General features: G+C 70.1%; 20 protein-coding genes and 1 pseudogene. 13 read left to right on the plus strand and 8 right to left on the minus strand.

Features of this window, described 5'->3' with window-relative positions:
• Positions 1-99: 99 nt before the first annotated feature.
• The 3 genes and pseudogenes from bla (at position 100) to O7617_RS24915 (ending at position 2,509) form a co-directional block, all read left to right on the plus strand.
• Positions 100-1,005 (plus strand): class A beta-lactamase, encoded by a 906-nt coding sequence (gene bla, locus O7617_RS24905; RefSeq protein WP_282258505.1) that lies wholly within the window; start codon positions 100-102, stop codon positions 1,003-1,005.
• 92 nt (positions 1,006-1,097) lie between these two features.
• Positions 1,098-1,412: pseudogene (locus O7617_RS24910) on the plus strand (glycosyl transferase); the annotation flags it as partial.
• A gap of 278 nt (positions 1,413-1,690) precedes the next feature.
• Positions 1,691-2,509 carry a CPBP family intramembrane glutamic endopeptidase gene (locus O7617_RS24915; protein ID WP_282258506.1) on the plus strand — a complete coding sequence of 273 codons (819 nt, stop codon included), beginning with the start codon at positions 1,691-1,693 and terminating at the stop codon, positions 2,507-2,509.
• A gap of 161 nt (positions 2,510-2,670) precedes the next feature.
• Here the strand turns inward: O7617_RS24915 and O7617_RS24920 are convergent, their stop codons facing one another.
• The 3 genes from O7617_RS24920 to O7617_RS24930 form a co-directional block, all read right to left on the minus strand.
• Positions 2,671-3,591, minus strand: coding sequence for a serine hydrolase (locus tag O7617_RS24920; protein ID WP_282258508.1), 921 nt, complete (start codon positions 3,589-3,591; stop codon positions 2,671-2,673).
• Positions 3,557-4,498 (minus strand): LysR family transcriptional regulator, encoded by a 942-nt coding sequence (locus tag O7617_RS24925; RefSeq protein ID WP_282258510.1) that lies wholly within the window; start codon positions 4,496-4,498, stop codon positions 3,557-3,559. The genes O7617_RS24920 and O7617_RS24925 overlap by 35 nt, the downstream gene beginning before the upstream one ends.
• An 86-nt stretch (positions 4,499-4,584) precedes the next feature.
• Positions 4,585-4,953, minus strand: coding sequence for a MerR family transcriptional regulator (locus O7617_RS24930; protein WP_282264864.1), 369 nt, complete (start codon positions 4,951-4,953; stop codon positions 4,585-4,587).
• 139 nt (positions 4,954-5,092) lie between these two features.
• Between O7617_RS24930 and O7617_RS24935 the strand changes: the two genes are divergently transcribed.
• Positions 5,093-5,488 (plus strand): hypothetical protein, encoded by a 396-nt coding sequence (locus O7617_RS24935; protein ID WP_282258512.1) that lies wholly within the window; start codon positions 5,093-5,095, stop codon positions 5,486-5,488.
• Positions 5,485-6,024, plus strand: a complete 540-nt coding sequence (locus O7617_RS24940) for a TetR/AcrR family transcriptional regulator (protein WP_282258514.1) — start codon at positions 5,485-5,487, stop codon at positions 6,022-6,024. The genes O7617_RS24935 and O7617_RS24940 overlap by 4 nt, the downstream gene beginning before the upstream one ends.
• A gap of 28 nt (positions 6,025-6,052) precedes the next feature.
• On the opposite strand, the gene O7617_RS24945 is transcribed toward O7617_RS24940, so the two are convergent.
• Positions 6,053-6,301, minus strand: coding sequence for a hypothetical protein (locus O7617_RS24945; RefSeq protein ID WP_282258516.1), 249 nt, complete (start codon positions 6,299-6,301; stop codon positions 6,053-6,055).
• A 418-nt stretch (positions 6,302-6,719) separates the two neighbouring features.
• Here O7617_RS24945 and O7617_RS24950 point away from each other — a divergent pair, with 418 nt between their 5' ends.
• The 7 genes from O7617_RS24950 to O7617_RS24980 all read left to right on the plus strand — a co-directional run bounded on the left by O7617_RS24950 (position 6,720) and on the right by O7617_RS24980 (position 12,694).
• Positions 6,720-7,967: an NAD(P)/FAD-dependent oxidoreductase gene (locus O7617_RS24950; protein WP_282258518.1), complete on the plus strand. Its 1,248-nt coding sequence runs from the start codon at positions 6,720-6,722 to the stop codon at positions 7,965-7,967.
• An 8-nt stretch (positions 7,968-7,975) separates the two neighbouring features.
• Entirely contained in the window at positions 7,976-8,455 is a 480-nt protein-coding gene (locus tag O7617_RS24955) for a MarR family transcriptional regulator (RefSeq protein ID WP_282258520.1), read from the plus strand.
• A 283-nt stretch (positions 8,456-8,738) separates the two neighbouring features.
• Complete coding sequence (locus tag O7617_RS24960) at positions 8,739-9,617, plus strand: hypothetical protein (protein ID WP_282258522.1); 879 nt, start codon at positions 8,739-8,741, stop codon at positions 9,615-9,617.
• A complete protein-coding gene (locus O7617_RS24965) occupies positions 9,610-10,110 on the plus strand; it encodes a SigE family RNA polymerase sigma factor (protein ID WP_282258524.1) in 501 nt (166 codons plus the stop codon). The genes O7617_RS24960 and O7617_RS24965 overlap by 8 nt, the downstream gene beginning before the upstream one ends.
• Before the next feature lie 65 nt (positions 10,111-10,175).
• Positions 10,176-10,859, plus strand: a complete 684-nt coding sequence (locus tag O7617_RS24970) for a hypothetical protein (RefSeq protein ID WP_282258526.1) — start codon at positions 10,176-10,178, stop codon at positions 10,857-10,859.
• A complete protein-coding gene (locus O7617_RS24975) occupies positions 10,852-11,772 on the plus strand; it encodes a serine hydrolase (protein ID WP_282258528.1) in 921 nt (306 codons plus the stop codon). The genes O7617_RS24970 and O7617_RS24975 overlap by 8 nt, the downstream gene beginning before the upstream one ends.
• Before the next feature lie 208 nt (positions 11,773-11,980).
• Positions 11,981-12,694, plus strand: a complete 714-nt coding sequence (locus O7617_RS24980; RefSeq protein ID WP_282258530.1) for an alpha/beta hydrolase — start codon at positions 11,981-11,983, stop codon at positions 12,692-12,694.
• A 73-nt stretch (positions 12,695-12,767) separates the two neighbouring features.
• Here the strand turns inward: O7617_RS24980 and O7617_RS24985 are convergent, their stop codons facing one another.
• The 4 genes from O7617_RS24985 to O7617_RS25000 all read right to left on the minus strand — a co-directional run bounded on the left by O7617_RS24985 (position 12,768) and on the right by O7617_RS25000 (position 18,689).
• A complete protein-coding gene (locus O7617_RS24985; protein WP_282258532.1) occupies positions 12,768-14,168 on the minus strand; it encodes a ricin-type beta-trefoil lectin domain protein in 1,401 nt (466 codons plus the stop codon).
• A 91-nt stretch (positions 14,169-14,259) separates the two neighbouring features.
• Positions 14,260-16,605, minus strand: coding sequence for a non-reducing end alpha-L-arabinofuranosidase family hydrolase (locus O7617_RS24990; RefSeq protein ID WP_282264865.1), 2,346 nt, complete (start codon positions 16,603-16,605; stop codon positions 14,260-14,262).
• Between the two features lie 510 nt (positions 16,606-17,115).
• Complete coding sequence (locus O7617_RS24995; RefSeq protein WP_145780103.1) at positions 17,116-17,709, minus strand: lytic polysaccharide monooxygenase; 594 nt, start codon at positions 17,707-17,709, stop codon at positions 17,116-17,118.
• A gap of 398 nt (positions 17,710-18,107) precedes the next feature.
• Positions 18,108-18,689 (minus strand): hypothetical protein, encoded by a 582-nt coding sequence (locus O7617_RS25000; RefSeq protein WP_282258537.1) that lies wholly within the window; start codon positions 18,687-18,689, stop codon positions 18,108-18,110.
• A gap of 627 nt (positions 18,690-19,316) precedes the next feature.
• Here O7617_RS25000 and O7617_RS25005 point away from each other — a divergent pair.
• Positions 19,317-19,982 (plus strand): GntR family transcriptional regulator, encoded by a 666-nt coding sequence (locus O7617_RS25005; RefSeq protein ID WP_282258539.1) that lies wholly within the window; start codon positions 19,317-19,319, stop codon positions 19,980-19,982.
• The last annotated feature ends 50 nt before the right edge of the window (positions 19,983-20,032 follow it).

Raw genomic sequence — 20,032 nt, forward strand, 5'->3', positions numbered from 1 at the left:
CAGGTCCGTCTTCGACCGCATGCCGGATCCCTGCCACTGTCGAGTCCTGTCCGACCGGTGCCGCCCGCGCCGGACCGACGGCACCGACAAGGAGCGATGATGAATTTTGCGACACACCGTCTGGTGGCCGCGATGGCGGCGGTGTCCCTGGCCGCGTGCGGCCCCGCCGATGCCGCCGAACAGGGGCCGAGAGACGGTGCGGTAACGGTCACCGTGCCCACCGCCACCGACCGGGACCATGAGTTCCGGCGACTGGAGGAGGACTTCGACGCGCGGCTGGGGGTCTACGCGATCGACACCGGCACCGGTGGCACGGTGCGGTACCGGGCCGACGAGCGGTTCGCGTACGCCTCGACGTTCAAGGCGTTGGCCGCCGCCGAGGTCCTCGACGGGACCACCGACGCCGAGTTGGACCGGGTGGTGCGGTACTCGGCGGACGACCTGGTGACCTACTCGCCGATCACGGAGCAGCACGTCGCCGAGGGCATGACGCTGCGCGCGATCGCCGACGCGGCCGTGCGGTACAGCGACAACACCGCCGGGAACCTGCTTCTGCGTCAGCTCGGTGGGCCGCAGAAGTTCGAGAAGGAACTGCGCGAGGTGGGGGACGAGGTCACCGATCCGGCGCGGTACGAGACCGAACTCAACGAGGCGAGGCCGGGTGACCGGCGGGACACCAGCACCGCGGCGGCCCTGGCCGAGGACCTGCGGGCGTACGCCGTGGAAGACGCCCTCGAACCGGCGGACCGCGACATCCTCACCGGTTGGTTGAAGGGCAACACGACCGGCGCCGAGCTGATCCGCGCCGGTGTGCCCGACGGCTGGACCGTGGGGGACAAGACCGGCGCCGGTGGCTACGGCACCCGCAACGACATCGCAGTGATCTGGCCTCCGGACCGCGCGCCGATCGTCCTCGCGGTGCTGTCCAGCCGCGACCAGAAGGACGCCGACTACGACAACGCCCTGATCGCCCGAGCGACCGAGATCGTGATCGCCGCGATGTGACGGCTTGCCGGCCCGCCCCCCGAGGGCGGGCCGACACCAGCTCGCCTGCTGCACGACGTGGATCGAGGTCGCCCAGAATGCCGCTACGTAGGGTCGACGTCGCCCGCTGCCCGGTCGGTGACGACTCCGCGACCAGCCGGTGCGGCGGCAGTCGCACGGCCGCGCAGGTGAAGGCCGCGGTGGACGCTCCGGTCGCCGGTAAGACCGGCACCACCGACGCGGAGAACTACGCCTCCATGGTGGCGATGACGAAGCAGTACGCGGTGGCCGGGATCCTGACCGACCCGGACTGGCCGCAGACCACCGTGAAGATGCGGCACCAGCAGCGCGACGGCATCAATCCGCCGGTCTACGAGACCCTGGCGGCGGCGATGCACGGCAAGCCGCGCGTCGGCTTCCCGCCCGCGCCGGCGGCTCTCGCCGGGTGAGGCGGTCGGGACGCGTACCTCGAAATGTCACGGTGGAGTGGTGACGCGGTGGCACTGCACGTCGGACGCGGTCCGCGCTGGAATGGGGCGTCCAGCAGCGTCGAGAGGAATCCCCGATGAGCGCGCCACGATCCGACGGACCCTGGGTAGGGGCGGAGCGCCCAGGCGCCTCTGACGCGAGAGGCTCGCGCCGTACGACGTCGGAGCGATCCGGGCCGGCCGTCGACAGCTCCCGGCCCTTCGGCGCCCACCTGCGCATGAGCTGGTGGAAGCCGCTCGTGGTCATCCTCGTGCCGCCGCTGGTGATGCTGCTCCTGCAGGTGCTGCTCTACCAGGTCGTGGGCGTCATCGAGGGCAGCGACGACCCGATGTCGGCCACGCTCACGCCGTTGAAGTTGGTGGCCGTCAACATCAGCATCGGCGCGGCGGGCGTCCTGGCGATCCTGCTCCTGGTGTGGATCGCCAAGGTGCCGTGGCGGAGCCTGATCAGCTTCCCCCGGGCCTTCGACGCCCGCCGCCTGGCCCATTACCTGATCGGAGCGGCGCTGCTGGTGGGTGCCGGGATCGGTGTCGTGGCGCTGGTCGCGCCGGACTCCCCGGGCTGGACCGCCTTCGGTGTCACCGGCACGACGATCGGCGTGCTGGCGGTCACCGTCCTGACTACCCCGATCCAGTCCGCCGGCGAGGAGTTGATGTTCCGGAGCGCCGTGCTGCCCGCCGCCGCGTCCTGGGTACGCGCGGTGCGCCCGGCCCTGGTCGTCGGGCTTGTCGTCTCCGGCCTCGGCTTCGCCGTGGTCCACGGGTCGGCCGACCCCTGGCTGTTCGGCTACTACACGGTCATCGGTGTCAGCACCGGCCTGATGGCCGTCGTCAGTCGCGGCATCGAGGCGCCGGTCGCCTTCCACGTCGCCAACAACGTTCTGTTCGGGATCGTCAACACGGTGATGGCGGACGGGGAGCCCTACGCGATCGACCGGTCCACCGACTCCGGTGACGCGGCCCTGTTGATCCTCGGCGCCGTCAACATCGCCATGGTGGTGCTGGTCTGGCTGCGTGAGCGGCGCCTGCGGCCCTAGGCGTGTGTCAAAGTCCTCGGTCGAGCCGAGGCGGAGTCCAGGCGGCGATCCGGCAAGGCGGAGATGGGCTCGGATACCGGTGTTGTATCCGGGCCCATCTTCAACGCAGCCGGGCGTCGTCTGGGCCCGCCGCAGGCCGGCCAGGGGCTTTGACACACGCCCTAACCCCACCAGGGCAGGGTGCCCGTCCGCAGGTGGTCGTGCAGGTTCCGGGCGACCTGGGCCATCGTCGCCTCGCTGCCGGGCTGCGCGACGGCTGGCACCCGGGAGGCGGTGAGCGCGGCGATCGCGTACGACTGCCCGTCAGCATGATCCACCACCCCGATCTCGTGGCGCAGGTGCAGCAGGGTGCCGGTCTTGGACGACCAACGGGACGCGTCGGAGGTGAAGTCGGGGGCGAGCCGCTGCCGGTGCAGGTTGTCCGCCAACAGAGCGCGTACGCGGGCGGCGGTGCTCTCGTTGATCGCCGAGGGCCGCCAGAGGGCGTGTAGCAGGTCGACGAAGGCTCGCGCCGACCCGGCGTTGGCACGGGTGACGTCGAGTTGGGCGACCGGATGGCCCTGACCGGGGGTCGCCGCGCCGATGGCGAGGGAGTGGGCCAGGTGCACCTCGTCGGGGCCGAGGCGTTCCGCCGGGGTCTCGGCGAGGTCGGCGACCCGGTGCCGCACGGAGATGCCCTCGATCCGCAGTCGCCGCAGCTCGGCGGCGACCGCGGTCGGCGGGACGAGGTCGAACAGGGCGTCGGCGGCGACCCCGTCGCTGACGGAGGTGCTCAGGTAGAGCAGGTCGTCCACGGAGATCCGGGCGGGATGGCGGAAGCGGCTGAGCCCGGTCGGGCCGGGCGTGGTGATCCGACCGGGCACGAGGTCGACAGGTGTCGCCGGGTCGAGTTCCCCGCGCGCGACCCGTTCCAGGACGGCGACCGCCAGCGGCACCTTGACCAGCGACGCCGACGGGTACGGGGTGTCGGCGTCGAAGCCGATCTCCTGGCCGTTGTCGAGGTCGCGGACGAGGAAGGCGCCGCGCAGTCCCGCCTCGTCGAGCAGGTCACGTGCGCTGCGGACGACGGCGGTGGCGCTCATTCCGTGGCTCCTCTCGGTCGGTCACCGGCTGCGCGTCCCCGGCGGCACCCAGGGATCGTGCGACGTCCGTGTACAGGACGGTGCGGAGCTGGTCGAGGTCCTCGCGTGCGCCGGCGGCGACGTCGTAACCCCGCAGGAGCCGCGGGCCGGCGAGGGGGCACCAGTGCAGGGCGAAGTCCTCGGCCTGCTGGCGGGAGCACAGGAGGAGGTCGGGGGAGCCGAGGGCCGCCGCCGCGGCGTCGACGAGGGACGGCGCGATCGCCACCTGGGCCGGTGCCAGGCCGGCCGACTGGCCGGCGCGGGTCAGCGGATCCCGCAGGTGCGCGACGTCGTCCTCGGGCTGGATCAGGATCCGGCGGCGTGCCTGGGTGCGGGCTCGGCCGGTGCGTAGCGTCTCCAGGAACACCGTCGGCGCCGGGAAGGGAGTCCGGGCGGCCAGCCCGAGCGGCACCCGCCAGAGTGCGGTCGCCTCCGGAACCGCCACGATCGCGGTATCGACCTCGAGGGTCTGGCAGAGCCGTTCGCGCTCCTGCGGACCGGCCGGCCGTACCTCCAACTGGACTCGCTGCCGTCGGGCCGCGACCACCAGGGCGGCGAGGCGGTGCGGCGGGCAGATCTCGGGTACGGCGACCCGCAGCGGCCGCAACCGGGCCCGCTCGGCGTCGTCGGCCATCGCGTCGGCGAGGTCGACGAGGCGTCGCGCCGTCGGCAGCATGTCCTGCCCGAACGGGGTCAACCGGACCGCGCGGGAGCTCCGGTCGAACAGCCGCGACCCGAAGTGCTCCTCCAGGGCGGCGATGCGGCGGCTGGCCACGGACTGGGGTATTCCCACCGCCGCGGCGCCCGAGGTGAAGCTGCCGTGGCCGCTGACGGCGACGAAGGCCCGACACGCGGCGACGATGTCCATCCACCGAAGCTATACCTGGAACGCATGGACGAGGCGGCCGGGCACCCTGATCGGCATCGTTCTCCGCCCGAGTCGGCCGCACCGGCTCATGCGCTGGCGAGTTCCCTACGGTAAGCGCGGTTGGCGATGATCAGCTCGTCGAGGACCGCGCGGGTCTTGATCAGGTCTTCGATGTGCCGATCGATCCGGTCCCGCTCCTGGCGCATCCGCTCGAAGGCCGCCTCGGAGGTGGCCGTACTCGGGGACTCGACGCAGGGCAGGAGGTCGACGATGGTGCGACTGTTCAGGCCGGCGGAGAAGAGCCGCTGAATGAGGATGATCCGCTCGACCTGGCCCTCGACGTAGCGGCGGTGACCGCTCGGGCTGCGCAGGCTGGCGAGCAGACCCTGCTCCTCGTAGTAGCGCAGGGATCGCACGCTGACCCCGGTACGGGCCGCGAGCTCACCGATCCGGATGGTGGTGCTCATTCCTGCCTCCCGTCTTACCTCACGTGGATGTGAGGTCGAGCCTACCCCTCACTGGTAGCGGACTCCTGAGTCCGGTACTGTCGGGCTATCCGGACTCGGGAGTCCGGAAAATCGAGAGGACAACCCGATGACACCCGTACGCATCAGCGACGCCATCCGCGACGTGGCCTTCGAGCCCCGCCTCAGCCTGGAAGAGGCCCTGGACAGGTACTACGCCCCCGACCTCGTGCACACCGGCGACGGTCGGACGCGCGACCGCGCCGAGTTCGCGGAGATGGTCGCCGGGATCCGCAGCAGAGTCGCCGAGGGCGCGGTGACCGTGCTCGACGAGCTGTACGACGGCCTGAACTACGCCGAGCGGCACCGGTACACGATGACCATGACCGACGGAACGGTCGTCCACCGGGAGATGTACTACTTCGCCACGCTGGCCGAGGACGGTCGGTTCCAGCGGGTCCACGAGAGCGGCTTCGACGTCGACCCGGGGCCGGGGCTGCCTCTGCCCGAAGCAGACCGAGGGTGAACGCTCTTCGGCGCGCGGACGCGCTGCGCAACCACGAGCGGGTCGTCGCGGCGGCCCGTGACCTGTTCGCAGAACGCGGCCTGGACGTCACAGTGCCCGAGGTGGCGGCGCGCGCCGGGGTCGGGCGGGCCACCGTCTACCGTAGTTACCCGACCAAGGATGAGCTGGTGCTGGCGGTCGCGCAGGAGAGCTTCCGCTCGCTGCACGCGCGTACCCTGGCCGCCCTTGCCGCCGACGACGCCTACCGGGCGTTGCTCGACTACGTGCCGGACCTGCTCGACCATCTCGCCCGCGACCGCGGCCTGGCGGCGGTCTTCTTCGAAGGCCGTCTGCTGCCCGCCGCGGAACTCGTCGACCTGATCGGCCGGCTGCTCCAGGCGGCGAAGGCATCGGGGCCGATCCGCTCCGACGTCGGCACCCCGGACGTGCGCGTCGTGCTGTGCGGCGTGGTCCGCCAACTCATCGCCTTGGACGAACGCGATCCGGCCGTCTGGCGTCGCTACGCGGCTCTGATCCTCGCCGCCTTCCACCCCTGACCACGGATCCGGCCTCGTTCGACGAGCACTACCGAGGACAGCCGTCTGGCAGCGACTCCGGTCGGGTTGACGGCGCATAGCACCGGGCACTGAGACGCCGGGTCAGGAAGCCGATGTCGATCACTTCGGCGTACTGCTCGTCGCGGGCTGCTGCGAGAGCACGCTCGGCGGCCGCGACCTCCTCTGAGGCGATCCCGGCGGCGTGCGGGTCGGACCAGTCGATCTCTTCTTCCCGTCGCTTGGCCTCGACCAGTCTGCGAACCAACTCATCAGGCACGCCGGCATTATCGATTGTGGAGTCGCCGCGAGTCCTGGGGACGAGGTCCGCGGGGAGCCGACCGGCATTGCTGCCGCCGTCAGGCGCAGGACCCTTGCTTCGCCCTTTGCTCTGCACCCATTGAGGCGACGGTTACGGAACGTGCGTGGTGCCTGGATGGGTGCAGAGCAAAGGGGGCGGGCCTGGTGGGTGGGTCCGGCGGGCGGGACCCCGCTGAGCAGGGGGCGGGCGCGGAGCGAAGGCGGCGTGCGCGGCGGTCGGGCCGGGCTGGCGTTACCGGCGGTGACATCCACGAGATGTGGCGCGCGAACGGCCGATGCTACGCCGGCAACGGAGCGATGAAGCGGGAGGCTCACGCCGGTCGGGCGACGTGCGTCGGTGCCCTTGCCCAAATCATCTTAGTCATTAAGATAAATGCATGCGGCTATCGACGGACTTCTCGGTGGCGATCGCCGGTGCCGGCCTCTCCGGCCTCTGCCTCGCCCAGTACCTGATGCGCGCCGGCATCGAGGTGCACGTCTACGAACGGGACCCGGGCCCCTTCGTCCGGCGACAGGGCTACCGGATCATCCTCGACCGGTACGGGCTGGCGGCGCTGCGCGAGAGCCTGCCCCGCCAGCTGTACAACCTGGCGCTGGCCACCGGCGACGAACCCGGCGGGCACCTCCGCTTCACCGACAGCCGACTGCGGGACGCCTTCACCATCACCTTCAAGGACGAGCCAAACGCGACCCGTCAGGTCGACCGGCTGACCCTGCGGTCGATCCTGCAGTCCGGGCTGAACGGGCGCATCCACTACGGCAAGGAGGCCGTCGCGGTGGACGGCGGCGGCCCGTCAAAGCTCCGACTGCGGTTCTCCGACGGCGGGGCCGCCGGGGCGACCGTCGTCGTGGGCGCGGACGGCGTCGGCTCGGCGCTACGCGCGCAGCTCATGCCGGACGCGGACCCGGCGAACACCCCGATGGCGGGCATCTACGGCCGGTCGCCCCTGCTGCGCAACGGCGAGAGCGTCATCCCGGACGCGTTGCGGACCAGTGGGGTCCTGGCCATCGCCGACCAGCCGGGCCGCGCCTTCTTCTTCACCCCCATGCGGTTCGGCGAGAGCCCGCAGGAGGCGTTCGCGCGCCTGGCCCCGGGCAGCTACGCGCCCACCGGCTACGACTACGTCATGTGGGGACTGCTGCTCCGGCAGGAGGAGGTGCCCACCGGCGTACGCGGAGACCTGCTGGCGCTGTGGCGACTGGCCGCCCGGATGAGTGCGGACTTCCACCCGGTCGTCCGGCGGCTGGTCGCCACGGCCGAACTGGACGCCACGGTGCTCAACCTCTTCGCCGCCGGCCGGCGTCCGCGCCGGTGGGCGGTGCCCCGGGCGACGATGATGGGCGACGCCGTGCACGTCATGCCGCCGTTCGGCGCTCACGGCGGCAACACGGCGCTCCGCGACGCCGCCCTGCTCGGCCGCAGGCTGGTCCAGGCGCGGGCGAACGGCACGCCGGTGGAGCAGGCGATCGCCGACTACCAGGACGAGATGGTGCCCTACGCCTTCCGCGCCGTCGACACCGCCGCCGGGCTGATGCGCCGCCTCACCGGGGGAGCGGCCGCACCGCACTGGGTGCTGACCCGCGTGTTACCTCGGCTGCACCGGGTGACCGTGCCGGAGGCATGATTGCCGGCATGTCCGACGACCCGACCCGTGCGTCCGCCATCGCCGACCTCATGCACGCCGGGCGGGAGATGTCGCGGCTGTCGATGGTGTTCCGGTACGCCGTCGCGGAGCGGCTGGGCCTCACCGTGAGCGACCTGGAGTGCCTGGACTACCTGGCGGACGCCGGATCCGCCACGGCGGGGCAGGTCGCCGAGCGGACCAACCTCACCACCGGGGCGGTGACCAGCATGCTCCGTCGGCTCCAGCAGGCGGGCTACGTGACGGCCGAGCGCGATCCGGCGGACCGGCGGCGGGTGATCGTCACCCTGCGGCCGGAGCGGGCCGCCGAGTTGAAGCGACCGTACGAGCGCTTCGCCGAGTGGACTGAGCGGCTCATCGAGGGCTACAGCGTCGACGAGGTCACGCTGCTCGTCCGGCACTACGACCACATGCAGGCGATGTACCTCGCCGAGTTGGACCACCTCCGCGGCAACAACCTAACCTCCTAGGAGGCCCTACACATTGTGATCCGTGCGACTGCGCGATGGTGACGCCGACGCAGAAAGCTCCACCGAGGTCTCCCGCCGTCACCGGCCGGTCGCGCAGCGGCACTGCCGGCAGCGGAGATGTGACTCTCCGAAGGTGGCCGCGCACGTGCTGACAGCGCCGTGCCGGCCGGCAGGGGCGGCGGAAAATCCGCGCCGGAAGACGGTAACCAAATCGGCCCGCCAACCCGTCAGGTAGGAGACGGATCGCCGCGCAGGGCGGCCGGGTCGAGGAGGGGTACGGGACATGGGTGACGTCCGTGGACGTTTCAGGGACGATCTGGCCCGCCACCCCGCCCCACCGTTGGGTGACCTGGTGGAGCGGTCGGTGGTGCAGGGCCGCCGACTGCGCCGTCGGCGCCGCCTGGCGCAGGTCGGCGCCGGCGGGTCGGCGTTGGTGATGCTGGTCGTGATCGGTCTGGTCGGCGGGCCGCTCGGCGTCGGGACAGGTGACGACGGTCCGCCCGATGGAATGAACGTGGGTTCGCTGGGTGGGCGGGTCGACACGACCACGCCGTCCCCGGCGGGGACCACGGACGGGTTCGTCGACGACGCCGGTGGAAGGCCGGGAGGAGCCCCCAACCCGGCGACGTCGCCGACCCCGTCGACCACGGTGATCGACACCGTGCGGATCGGGGCGGGGCCGGGCGGTGAGCTGCTGACCGCCACACCCGAGGGCGCCCTGGAACTGTTGACCCGGCTCCTGCCCAAGGGGAAGACCGGCGGGTACGCGAGCCTGCAGAGCAGCGGTGCGGGCCCCGGCATGCCGTACGTCCAGCTCCACCTCGACCGGGGCGAAGGGCCGGGCATGCTGCGGCTCTCCATCTACCAGGACCGCCTCGGTGACAACCCGGCACCGGGGACGGTGGAGCTGACCGAGGTTCCCGACAACTGCGTGCAGAACGAGATGGTCACCGTCTACCACCGCGATGGCCTCCAGGTCGATGTGCTGATCTCCACCTGCCTGTTCTGGGAGGGCAAGGGCACCTCGCCGGCACCGCCCGCCCTCTCCGTGGACGAGGCGATCGCGATCGCCGCGAACCCGACCTGGGGGACGAGACTGCCGGCCGAGCTCGTCAAAAGCGGCGCCAAGAACTTCGCTTCGCTGGCCCGGTCGAATGGCTGACGAGGACTTCGTGGAGTTCGCGCAGGCGGCCGCTGGTCGCCTGCGCGACGCCGCGTTTCTGATGTGCCGCGACTGGCACCTCGCCCAGGACCTCACCCAGACGACGCTGGCCAAGGTGTACGCCAACTGGAAGCGGGTCCGCCGGGCCGACGACCCCCACGCGTACGCCCGCAAGGTACTGCTGCGCTGCATGATCGACCAGCAGCGGCGCCGCTCCAGCCGCGAGTTGGCGATGTCGGTGCCGCCCGATCGGGGCGAGGAACATCCGACCGAGCTGCGGATGACGTTGCTGGACGCGGTCGCCACCCTGCCGCTGCGGGATCGAGCGATCATCGTCCTGCGTTACTGGGACGACCTGAGCGTGGAGACGACCGCCGAGGTGGTGGGCGTCTCCATCGCCGTCGTCAAGAGCCAGAGCATGCGCTCCCTGGGCCGCCTGCGCGAACTGCTCGGCGAGAGCCGTTCCGAGCTGTTCGCCGAGGAGCGGCATTGACCGGTCCTGTCTGCGGTCGGGGCGTGGCGGACCCCGGCGTTAACTGTCTGCGTCGGGGAGGTTCGGTGTCGGTGTGGAGCGGCAGGACGTGCCGAGGCCGGATTCGCGGCAGAGGCAGCGGTTCGTTCGCTGTCCTGCCGGTGGTCCTGTCGGCGTTGGTGGTGATGGCCGCCGGGTGCCATCGGCCGGAGCCCGGCGTCGGCCCCGACGAGCGGCGCGCCGTCGACGCGGAGCCGAGCGGTCCGGGCACCCTGCTGCGCGCGGCCGACCTGGGTTCGGGCTGGCACGAGGACGAGGCCCGTAGCGGTCTGCCGCCCTGGCCGTGGGAGCAGGTCGACTGCCCCGACTACCGGAGCGCCGACTACCCGGCGAAATCCCACCGCCGCGCCGCGGTGGAGCGCTACTACCAGCCGTCTGACGGCTCGTCACCCGCCCATCACGTGGTGGAGACGTACGAACCCGGGTGGGCCGAGCGGAACGTCGACGACGTCCGTCGGGTTCTGCTGCGGTGCGCGAGCTACCCGGTGCACGGGTCGCAGGTCTCCTTCGCCGTCGTCGACCCGCACTACCTGGGGGGCGAAGGTCTTCTCATCCGAGGCCGGATCGAGCGTGCCGGCATCCCGCACAGCGTGAGGTACTTCGTGATGCTGAAACGAGGCGAGACGGTCTCGACGGTCAGCCTTCCGGATCCGGGCAGCCGGGCCACGGTGGACTCGATCGCGGCGAAGGCGGTGGCCCGTCTTGGCTGAGCGGGAGGGTCGACAGCTGACACGCCGCTGGGTGGTCTCCGCGGTCACCATGTCTCTGGCGGGTGTTGCGACGGCCGCCTTCGGTGCCACCCGCGCTCTCGACGGCGGGGGAGCCGGCCCGTCGCACGGTCCGTCTCCGGCCCGGCCGATTCCCACGACACCCGCCGTCGACCTGGTCGCCGAGGCGAGGAAGCGCATCGAGACCTACGTGGAGCGGTACGACGGTCACCTGGCGGTGGCGGCACTGGATCGGCAGGGAACGGCGGCGGTGACGGCCGGCGTCAAACGGTTCGAGACGGCCAGCATCGTGAAGGTCGACATCCTCGCGGCCCTGCTGCTGAGGCAGAAACCGGCGGGCAAGGCCCTGAGTTCCGGCACCAGGCGGTTGGCCGAAGACATGATCATGTCCAGTGACAACGATGCGGCGGTGGCGCTGTGGCAGCGGATCGACGGCTCGCGCGGACTCACCGCCGCGAACCGCGCACTCGGTCTGCGGGAGACCAAGCCCAATTCGCACTGGGGCCTCACCACGACCACTGCTGCCGACCAGCTCCGTCTGCTGGCCGCGTTGACGTCGCCGACGGGACCGTTGACCCCGCAGGACCGTACCTTCGTCCTGGGTCTGATGAAGAAGGTGATCCCCGAGCAGCGATGGGGGGTCACCGCCGCCGGGGAGCCGGGCAACCGGTCCGTCTACGTCAAGAACGGCTGGGACACCGCCGATGTCGACGGCGGTCGCTGGATCGTCAACAGCATCGGACGGATCGTCGAGGCACGCCACGACTGGCTGATCGCCGTACTCTCCGACCATCACGCGAGCCAGGAAGCGGGCGTTCGCGTCGTCGAGCAGGCCGCCACGTACGTGCTCAAGGAGATGCGCGCCGCCACGGCCGACGGTTCGTCGCAGGGGTAGCGCTCCGCCTCTGGTCAGCGGCCCGCCGGGCGGCTTTCGGATTTCGCTGACGCAGGTCTCATCCGTGCTGGATATTGGTGCTGTACCGCCCTCCGGGGCTCGGATCCCGGGCCGGCACGGGGCTGCGAGTGAAACACCCCGTCGACGTTCCCGCCGCCTAGACCCGTGCGGTGACGTCAGCGGCAGGACTTCCGAAAGGTGATGCCGAATGCTGCCCACTGTTGTGTTCGTCCATGGGGCGTTCGCCGATTCGTCGAGCTGGAACGGGGTCATCGCCAACCTCAAGCGTCGGGGCTACCCGGCCATGGCCCTCGCCAACCCGCTGCGTGACGTGCAGGGGGACGCCGCCTACGTCCGTTCCGTCGTGGACAACATCGATGGTCCGGTCGTCATGGTCGCTCATTCCTACGGCGGAATCGTGATAACCGAGGCCGCGGACGGCGCCGCCAATGTGAAGGCTCTGGTGTACGTCGCCAGCGTCAGCCCGGACGTCGGCGAAAGCGTGCTCGACCTGATCTCCAAGTATCCCGGGAGTGAACTCGGTACCTCCATCAGGATGGTTCCGTGCCGCCTCCCCGACGGGTCGATGGCCATGGAGCAGTACATCGAACAGGAGAAGTTCCCGGCGGTGTTCGCCGCCGACGTCGACCCCGACCTCGCCGCGTTGATGGCGGTCACGCAGCGGCCCGCCGCGGAGAGCGCCCAGACGGGATCCGTGACCAAGACCGCCTGGAAGTCCATCCCGTCGTGGACCCTGATCAGCAAGCAGGACAAGGGCATTCCGCCGGACCTGCAACGCTTCATGGCCGACCGGGCCAAATCCACCACGGTCGAGGTCGACGGGTCCCACGCCGTGGCGGTCTCCCAACCCGACAAGGTCGCCGATTTCGTCGACACCGCCGCCCGCGCGATCGCCGGCTAGGCGCCCGCCGAGGACGACGGACTAGGGGCGGGCCCGGCGTCACGCCGAGCCCGCCCCTTTCAGTTCGCCGTGCTCATCGCGAGAGCGCGGTGAGCCGGAACTGCTGGTTGGTCTGGCCGTGGCAGTCGTAGAGCTGGATCTGGGCGCCGTTGGCGGTGCTCCAGACGTCCAGGCATCGTCCGGACTGCACACCGCTGATGGTGCCGTTGGAATTGACGTTCCACTGTTGGTTGGTCTGGCTGTGGCAGCTGTAGATCTGCACCGCCGCCCCGTTGCCCGACCCTGCCGCGTCGAGGCACATGTTCCCGTACACCTGGAGTTGTCTGTTCGAGGTGTAGGTCCACTGCTGGTTGGTCTGGCCGTGGCAGTCGTAGAGGTGGACCCGGGTGCCGTTGGTGCGTGAGGCGTTGGGTACGTCGATGCACCGGCCGGACTGGGTGCCGACGATCTGGCTGGCGGAGCCGGGTGGGACGGTCGGGGTGGGGGTCGGCGTCGGCGGATCCGTGGGGGTCGGCGTCGGCGTGGGCGGCGTCGAGGGCAGCAACGGGCAGGTGCTGCGATAGGTGACCACACCGCTGTTGTCCAGCAGCGGGCAGAGGAACTGGCTGTACCGGGCGTCGTTGTCGACGAACATCTTGACGAAGGGCAGCATGGTCCGGACCATCACCGGGTTCGACCGTCCGACCATGAACCCGTGATCGGCCCCCGCGACCTCCAGGTAGACGCTCTCGGTGGTGCTCGGGAGGCTGTTGTACAGGCCGGTGGCGTAGGACGGGGTGACCACCGTGTCGGCCTGTCCGGAGATGATCATTGTGGGCACCCGGTCGTTGGCCAGGTTCGACGACGGCGAGTACGGCGCGATTCCGACCACCGCCTTGAGCGACGAGCGTCGGATGGCCGCGCTCAGGGCGCCACCGCCGCCCATGGAGTGACCGGCGACCGCCAACCGGGTGGGGTCGACCCGGTCGCGTACCGGGCTCTGCTGGGTGAGGTAGTCCAGTGCGGCGAGCAACTGGGTGCCCCGGGCGGTGTCGAAGTCGTTGCGGCTGTTGGTCTCGATGCCGATCACCACGAACCCGTGGGAGGCCAGCCACGGCCCCATCCAGGCCAGTTCGGCGGAGAACAACGCCGTGTAACCCGGCGAGATCGCGATGGCCCCGAAGGTGCCCTGGCTGGTGTCGGTCGGGTAGTAGATCCGGCCGCCGTTGAAGCCGTACCCGGTCGGGACGCTGACCGACGTGTTGGCGAAGGGGCCGTTCACGGCGGTGACGCTGGTCCGGGTGGGGTCCGGGCCGCGCTGGTACGGGTTGTCGGCCGCCGACGCCGAGCCGGTCGCCACGGTGATGGTGAGCAGTCCGACCGCGGCGGCGATCCCGGCCGCGGCGAGCTTGAACAGTCGTCCCCGACGGCCGGGTGTCACCCGGTCGGCAGGGGTGTTCCCCGCGGGTGGCGGGTGGTCTACGGGTCGTCGCACTGTCGGTACCTCCTGGGTGGTGGTGGGGGAACGAGGGGCGGGCGGGCTCGTCGTGTGCCGAGCCCGCCCGCCCCCCGGCGTTTTCCGATGGTCAGCGTTGCAGGGTCAGCAGACCCGGGCGGTACGGCAGGAGGCCGTAGTCGCCGCCGGAGCTGGGGGAACGACCCTGGTAGAGCAGTTGCAGGTTGCAGGCGTTCACGGTCATGGTCTGGTCGGCGTTGGTGCGCAGCAGCTCACCGTGGCTGATGTCGTTGGTCCAGGTGGCGCCGCTGTTGGCCTTGCCGGCGAACGGGTTGCTCTCGCTGGTGGCCTGCGGCGTCCACGTGCCACCCAGGCTGCTGGCGGTGAACGAGCGGAAGTACCGCCCGTTCGCGCCGATGGCCTCGACGATCATGAGGTACTTGTTCAGGCCCTGGAGCTTGTAGACCTGGACGGCCTCGAACAGGTTGTTCGTGGTGTCGGTCATGATCGTGGTGTAGTTGGAGCCGAAGCTGCCGGGGAAGTTCCCGATCGGCATGCTGGCCCGGTAGATCCGACCGTTGTCGCCGGCGAAGAACAGGTACATGTTCTGGTCGTCGCCGATGAGGGCCTGGTCGATCGGGCCGGTGTTGGAGTTGGAGATGCTGCCGCTGAACAGCGTCTGCGGCGACGACCACCCGTTCGGGTTGGTCGGGTCGCTGGAGGTCCGGTACGAGAACGCCGGGCCGCCCCACTGGTAGGCGAGCACCCAGATGTTGCGCGGCGCGAAGTAGAACAGCGACGGCGCCACGGTCGCGTTGTTCATCGCGTTCTGGCTGGCCGAGCCCATCTGGGAGTAGTTGCTGAAGAGGCCGAAGTTCATCGAACCCCACGTGGTGCCGGTGTCGTGGGTGGTGGCGTAGACGAGCTGCTGGCCGTTGTACGGCGCGACGGTGAAGTCCTTCAACGACACCCAACCCGACCTCGGCTGCGCCAGCGCGCCAGTCGACGACCACCGGTACGACGACGGGAGGTCACACGTGGTGGTGGGCGGCGGCGTGGTGGTGGGCGGGGTGGTGGTGGGCGGCGTGGTGCCGCCGAGGGAGTTGAGCCGGAATTGTTGGTTGGTCTGGCCGTGGCAGTCGTAGAGCTGGATCTGGGCGCCGTTGGCGGTGCTCCAGACGTCCAGGCATCGTCCGGACTGCACGCCGCTGATGGTGCCGTTGGAGTTGACGTTCCACTGTTGGTTGGTCTGGCTGTGGCAGCTGTAGATCTGCACCGCCGCCCCGTTGCCCGACCCTGCCGCGTCGAGGCACATGTTCCCGTACACCTGGAGTTGTTTGGTCGAGGTGTAGGTCCAGGCCTGGTTGGTCTGCTTGTTGCAGTCGTAGAGCTGCACCCGGGTGCCGTTGGTGGTCGCCGCGTTCGGTACGTCGACGCACCGGCCGGACTGGGTGCCGACGATCTCGTTGGCCGAGCCCGGTGGGACGGTGGGGGTGGGGCCCGGCGTGGTGGGCGTGGGGGTGGGGCCGGGGCCCGCGCTGTTCAGGGCGTCCAGGGTGGCCGTGTAGGCGGCCTTCTTGTTGCCGTTGCACTCGAAGAGCAGCGGAGTGCCGCCGGAACGCCACGAGTCACAGTCGCGCACGCCCCAGACGGTGATGCCGTTGCAGCGAGCCACGGCGAGACAGTCGTTGACCACGTTGCGGTAGGTGTTGGCCTGCGTCGTGCCGGAGCCCTCGATGTCCAGTTCGGTGATCTGCACGTCCACCCCGAGGGCGGCGAAGCTGGACAGCGTCGTGCGGTAGTTGCTGTTGTACGGCGAGTTGGCGTTGAAGTGCGACTGGAACCCGACGCAGTCGATCGGCACGCCACGGGACTTGAAGTCGCGCACCATGTTGTAGACCGCCTGGGTCTTGGCCCAGGTCCAGTTGTCGGTGTTGTAGTCGTTGTAGCAGAGCTTCGCGTCCGGGTCCGCCGCGTCGGCGGCGCGGAACGCGGCCTCGATCCAGTCGTTGCCGGTGCGCTGGAGGTTCGAGTTACGACGGGCGCCGCTGTTGCCGTCCTCGAACGCCTCGTTCACCACGTCCCAGGAGTGGATCTTGCCCCGGTAGTAGCCGGCCACGCGGCTGACGTGGTTGAGCATCGCGCTGCGCAGCGCGGAGCCCTCCATGCTCTGCATCCAGCCGGGCTGCTGCGAATACCAGGCCAGGGTGTGGCCGCGGACCTTCCAACCACGGGAGAGTGCGTGGTTCACGATCCGGTCCGCGTTGCCGAAGGTGAAGTTGTTCTGCTGCGGCTCGGTCGCGTCGATCTTCATCTCGTTCTCGGGAGTGACGCTGTTGAACTCCCGGTTCAGGATCGTCGTGTAGGCGCTGTCACCGAGCTTGTTCGCGGCGACGGCGGCACCGAAGTACCGGCCGGACTGGGCCGCGGCCGCACCGAGTGTCGTCTCGGCGGCCTGGGCGAGGTTGGGTAGCAGCGACACGACGAGGGCCGCAACTATCGCGACAGTTCCGGAAAGTGTGAGTGTTCGTGCTCTGATGCGACGGGTGGGACGGGTCCGGGGAACCATGGTGATCCTCCAGTAGTGAGAGTGGACCGGTGGCCTGGCGGGGAATGGTCGCGGGCGCTGGGCTCGCTGGGTGGTGGTGCGCTGCCACCTGGCAGATGGGTGGGTTGCGGTCGGTGAGGCACCTCCGGCGGCGAAAACGATCATGTTAACGTTCACACTCATCGATGGCCTTCAGGCTGGCAGAAAATTCCAGGGATATCAACCGGTAGTTTCGGGGTTGTTGCGATGACCTGTCGCGGGTCCGACCGCCGGTTGTCGAAGACCAGGAACGCCTGACCTCCTCAAGCGTGGTCAGGCGTCGGTCTTGCTGATGGTCGGTCGGGCGGCTGTCGGCGGCTGTCGGCCACCGCGTCACCGCCGGAGACACGCCGGCCCAGGGCGTTCACGCCCTGGGCCGGAGCAGTGCCGTGTCGCCGGTCAGGCGATCCTGATGTCGCTGCACCACATGTAGGTCTGGTCCATGTGCGACGCCTTCCAGATCACGAACAGGATGTGGTTCCCGCTGCGTCCGGACGCCGAGACGTTGAACGAGATGTTCTGCGCCGGCGCGTACCGCCCGGTCGTCGCGACCAGGTCGAGGTTGCCCCAGCCGAGCTGCTGCGTGGCCGGGTTGAAGCCCTGCTTGGTGACGTACACCCGGAAGTAGTCAGCCCCATGGCTGGCCTGGTCGTACAGCTGCACCGTGAAGTTGCTGCTGACGGTGGTCGCCTTCCAGGCTCCCAGCTGGTTGAGGGAGTTGTTCCGGGAGAGGCCGTTGCTGCAGAGCTGCCCGTCCGGGGTGCGGGCCTGGAACTGGCCGGCGAGACCGTCGCGCAGCTGGCTCATCCAGTTCCACATGGTGTCGGGGTTGGACTGGAAGGCCTGGTAACACATCGGGTCCTGCTGCTGCATGGCCGGGTTCATGTGCTGGTTGCCCCAGGTCTTCCAGCACTGGTAGGCCCGACTCGCCGGGTTGATGATCGTGCCGTGGGCCTGGGCGGCGCCGGTGAACGGCAGCGTGCCGACCACCATCGCGAACAGCAGGACGAGCGCTTGGAGCGACCGACGGATGGTTGACCGGGCCGGTCCGCCGGATTGACCTAACTGGTGTGAACGCACTGTTCATCCTCCGTTCGTTGGTGCGGGGGGTGGGAACGCTCCCAAGGCCACTGTTGCATCAATAAATGTAAATATCAATGTTGATCTGTCTATAGTCGGATGTGGATCGAGCTGTCCGCAATCGTCGGATCAATGACGGGTCTGCGCACGGCGCGCTGCGGCGCGGCCGCGGCCCATCGACCGCGGGGTGACGGCATCGACCACGGTGCCCGGACCGGGCGCGCCCGGTGGCGCGGATGGTCAACGCGCTGCCTGGCGGCCTCGCATCCGAGGGCCCGTCGGGTGCGGGAGCGACCCCCTGCCCGGTGCGGTCACAGCCCGGCTGCGGCGTCGTACCGGCGACGCTGGTCGGCCATCTCCGCGGCGGTCAGCGCCTCCTCCTGCGCCAACGCGGCGTACTTGGCCGGGAACATCTGCCGCAGACGGTCGATGAACCTGACGTCCTCGGTCGCCTCGACCACCTGGATGCCCGGCGGCTCGGTGGACATGTCCATGATCACCGGACCGGCGAGTTTGACGGCCACGTCCCAGGGGCGCTTGCGCTCGGCAATCCCGCAGAGGTGGAAGCCGTAGACCGTCTGCACCTCGGCGAGCGTGGTCACCTCGGCCGGCTCGTAGCCGTAGACGCGCACGCCGCAGATCACCGGCGGCTTCTCCTCCCCGGCGGCCACCTGCTGCGCGCCGTGCCCGGCGTGGTTGTGCTGCCCCGGGTCCACGCGTTCGAGCGTCGTCCGCATCCGGGCCACGATCTGCGCCTGTAGATCCGCCGGCTCCGCCTCCGAGCCGAAGCGGTTGACCAGTACGGCCGCACCGGCCGACGTCACCAGCAGGATCACCGCAACCCACACCAGGCGGTGTCGGTACCACCCAGCGAAACTCTCTCGGGAAATCATTACCGCTTCTCACCTCGTCGCCGGTTCTGCCGTGCTGGCAGGCCGATTCGGACGCCCCCGGCGGGCGGGGCAGGTGGCGCTTCGGCCGCCGGGGACGCGTACCGGGGGACACGCGCGGCGGGCGAGGCCGCCGGTCGGCAGGACGCCCGTCGTCGTGAGATGGCCCGGCGATGCGGCAGGCGAGCGCCTGCCCAGGCGGCGCGCTGCCGGCACTGCGATGCTCCCGTGCTTGCCGTTCCCAGCGCGGTTGCCCCCGCGCTGCGGCGATATGAGCCATTCCAACACGTCTGAAGGCGTTCTGGCAACATCGACCAGCGTCAGTGCTGCGCTGTCCTGGTCGCGCTCGCCGGGGCCGCTGCTGCCGGGGTCGGTCAGGCGGCCACCGGCGACGCACGATGATCAAATGATGAGAAGTGGGTCCGGGAGGGCCGGGGGAGCTGCTTTCATCACTTGATCATGGGCCCGCCGCGCCCTCCGTGGGCGCGGCGGCCGCACCACCGGCCGGGCCGCCCTGGCGACCGGAAACGGTTCAGCCAACCTCGGGTGCGACGACTCGCTGGTTCCGCGCCGGACCGAGGGGACCGCGTCCGCGTCGGTCGTCGTGCGGCAGGTGGCAGACTCGGCGGGGTGAACGACGTGGCCGCATCGCCGATGGATGGTGAGCTGGAAAGTGTCAGCCTGGTGGACCTCGCCGTCACCCGGCTCACCCGCGAGATCCTCAGCGGCAGGAGTGACCCGGGTGAACGCCTCGTGGAGGAGCAGCTGACCCGGCGGTTGGGGATCAGCCGGGCGCCGTTGCGCGAGGCGCTGCGGCTGCTGGCCCAGCGAGGGCTGGTCGAGCACGTGCCACGGCGCGGGGTCCGCGTCGCCACGCTCTCCGAGCGGGACGTGCGGGAGCTGTACGAGCTGCGGGACGTGTTGGAGCGTTTCGCGGTGCGCGCGGGAATCCCGGTGGGCCGGGAGAGCGACCTGGTCGGCCTGCGGGCCGCTCTGGACCGGATGGGGGAGGCGGTCCGCCTCGGCGATCGGATGGAGGTCGCCGAATCGCACCGCGCGTTCCACGTCGCGTTGGTGGCGCTCGCCGACAACCGTCAGCTGTCCATGGTGTACGACTCGATTCTGGTGAAGTTGCAGCTCTACATGGCGATCAACCTGCGTCGGGAGGCCGAGTTGGCGCAGCCGCTGGACGGCGTCCACCGGCACGAGCGGTTGTTCGAGGCCGTCGCGGGGGGAGACCCGGAGGAGGTGCTGGCCGTGCTCTCCGCGCACGGCGCGCGCTCGTACCTCGGCTAGCCACCACGGTCGGCCCGACACGGGCTCGTTACCAATCGCGCCGCTGTTCG

The sequence above is a fragment of the Micromonospora sp. WMMD1155 genome, from assembly GCF_029581275.1.
In the GTDB taxonomy this organism is placed as follows: Bacteria; Actinomycetota; Actinomycetes; order Mycobacteriales; family Micromonosporaceae; genus Micromonospora.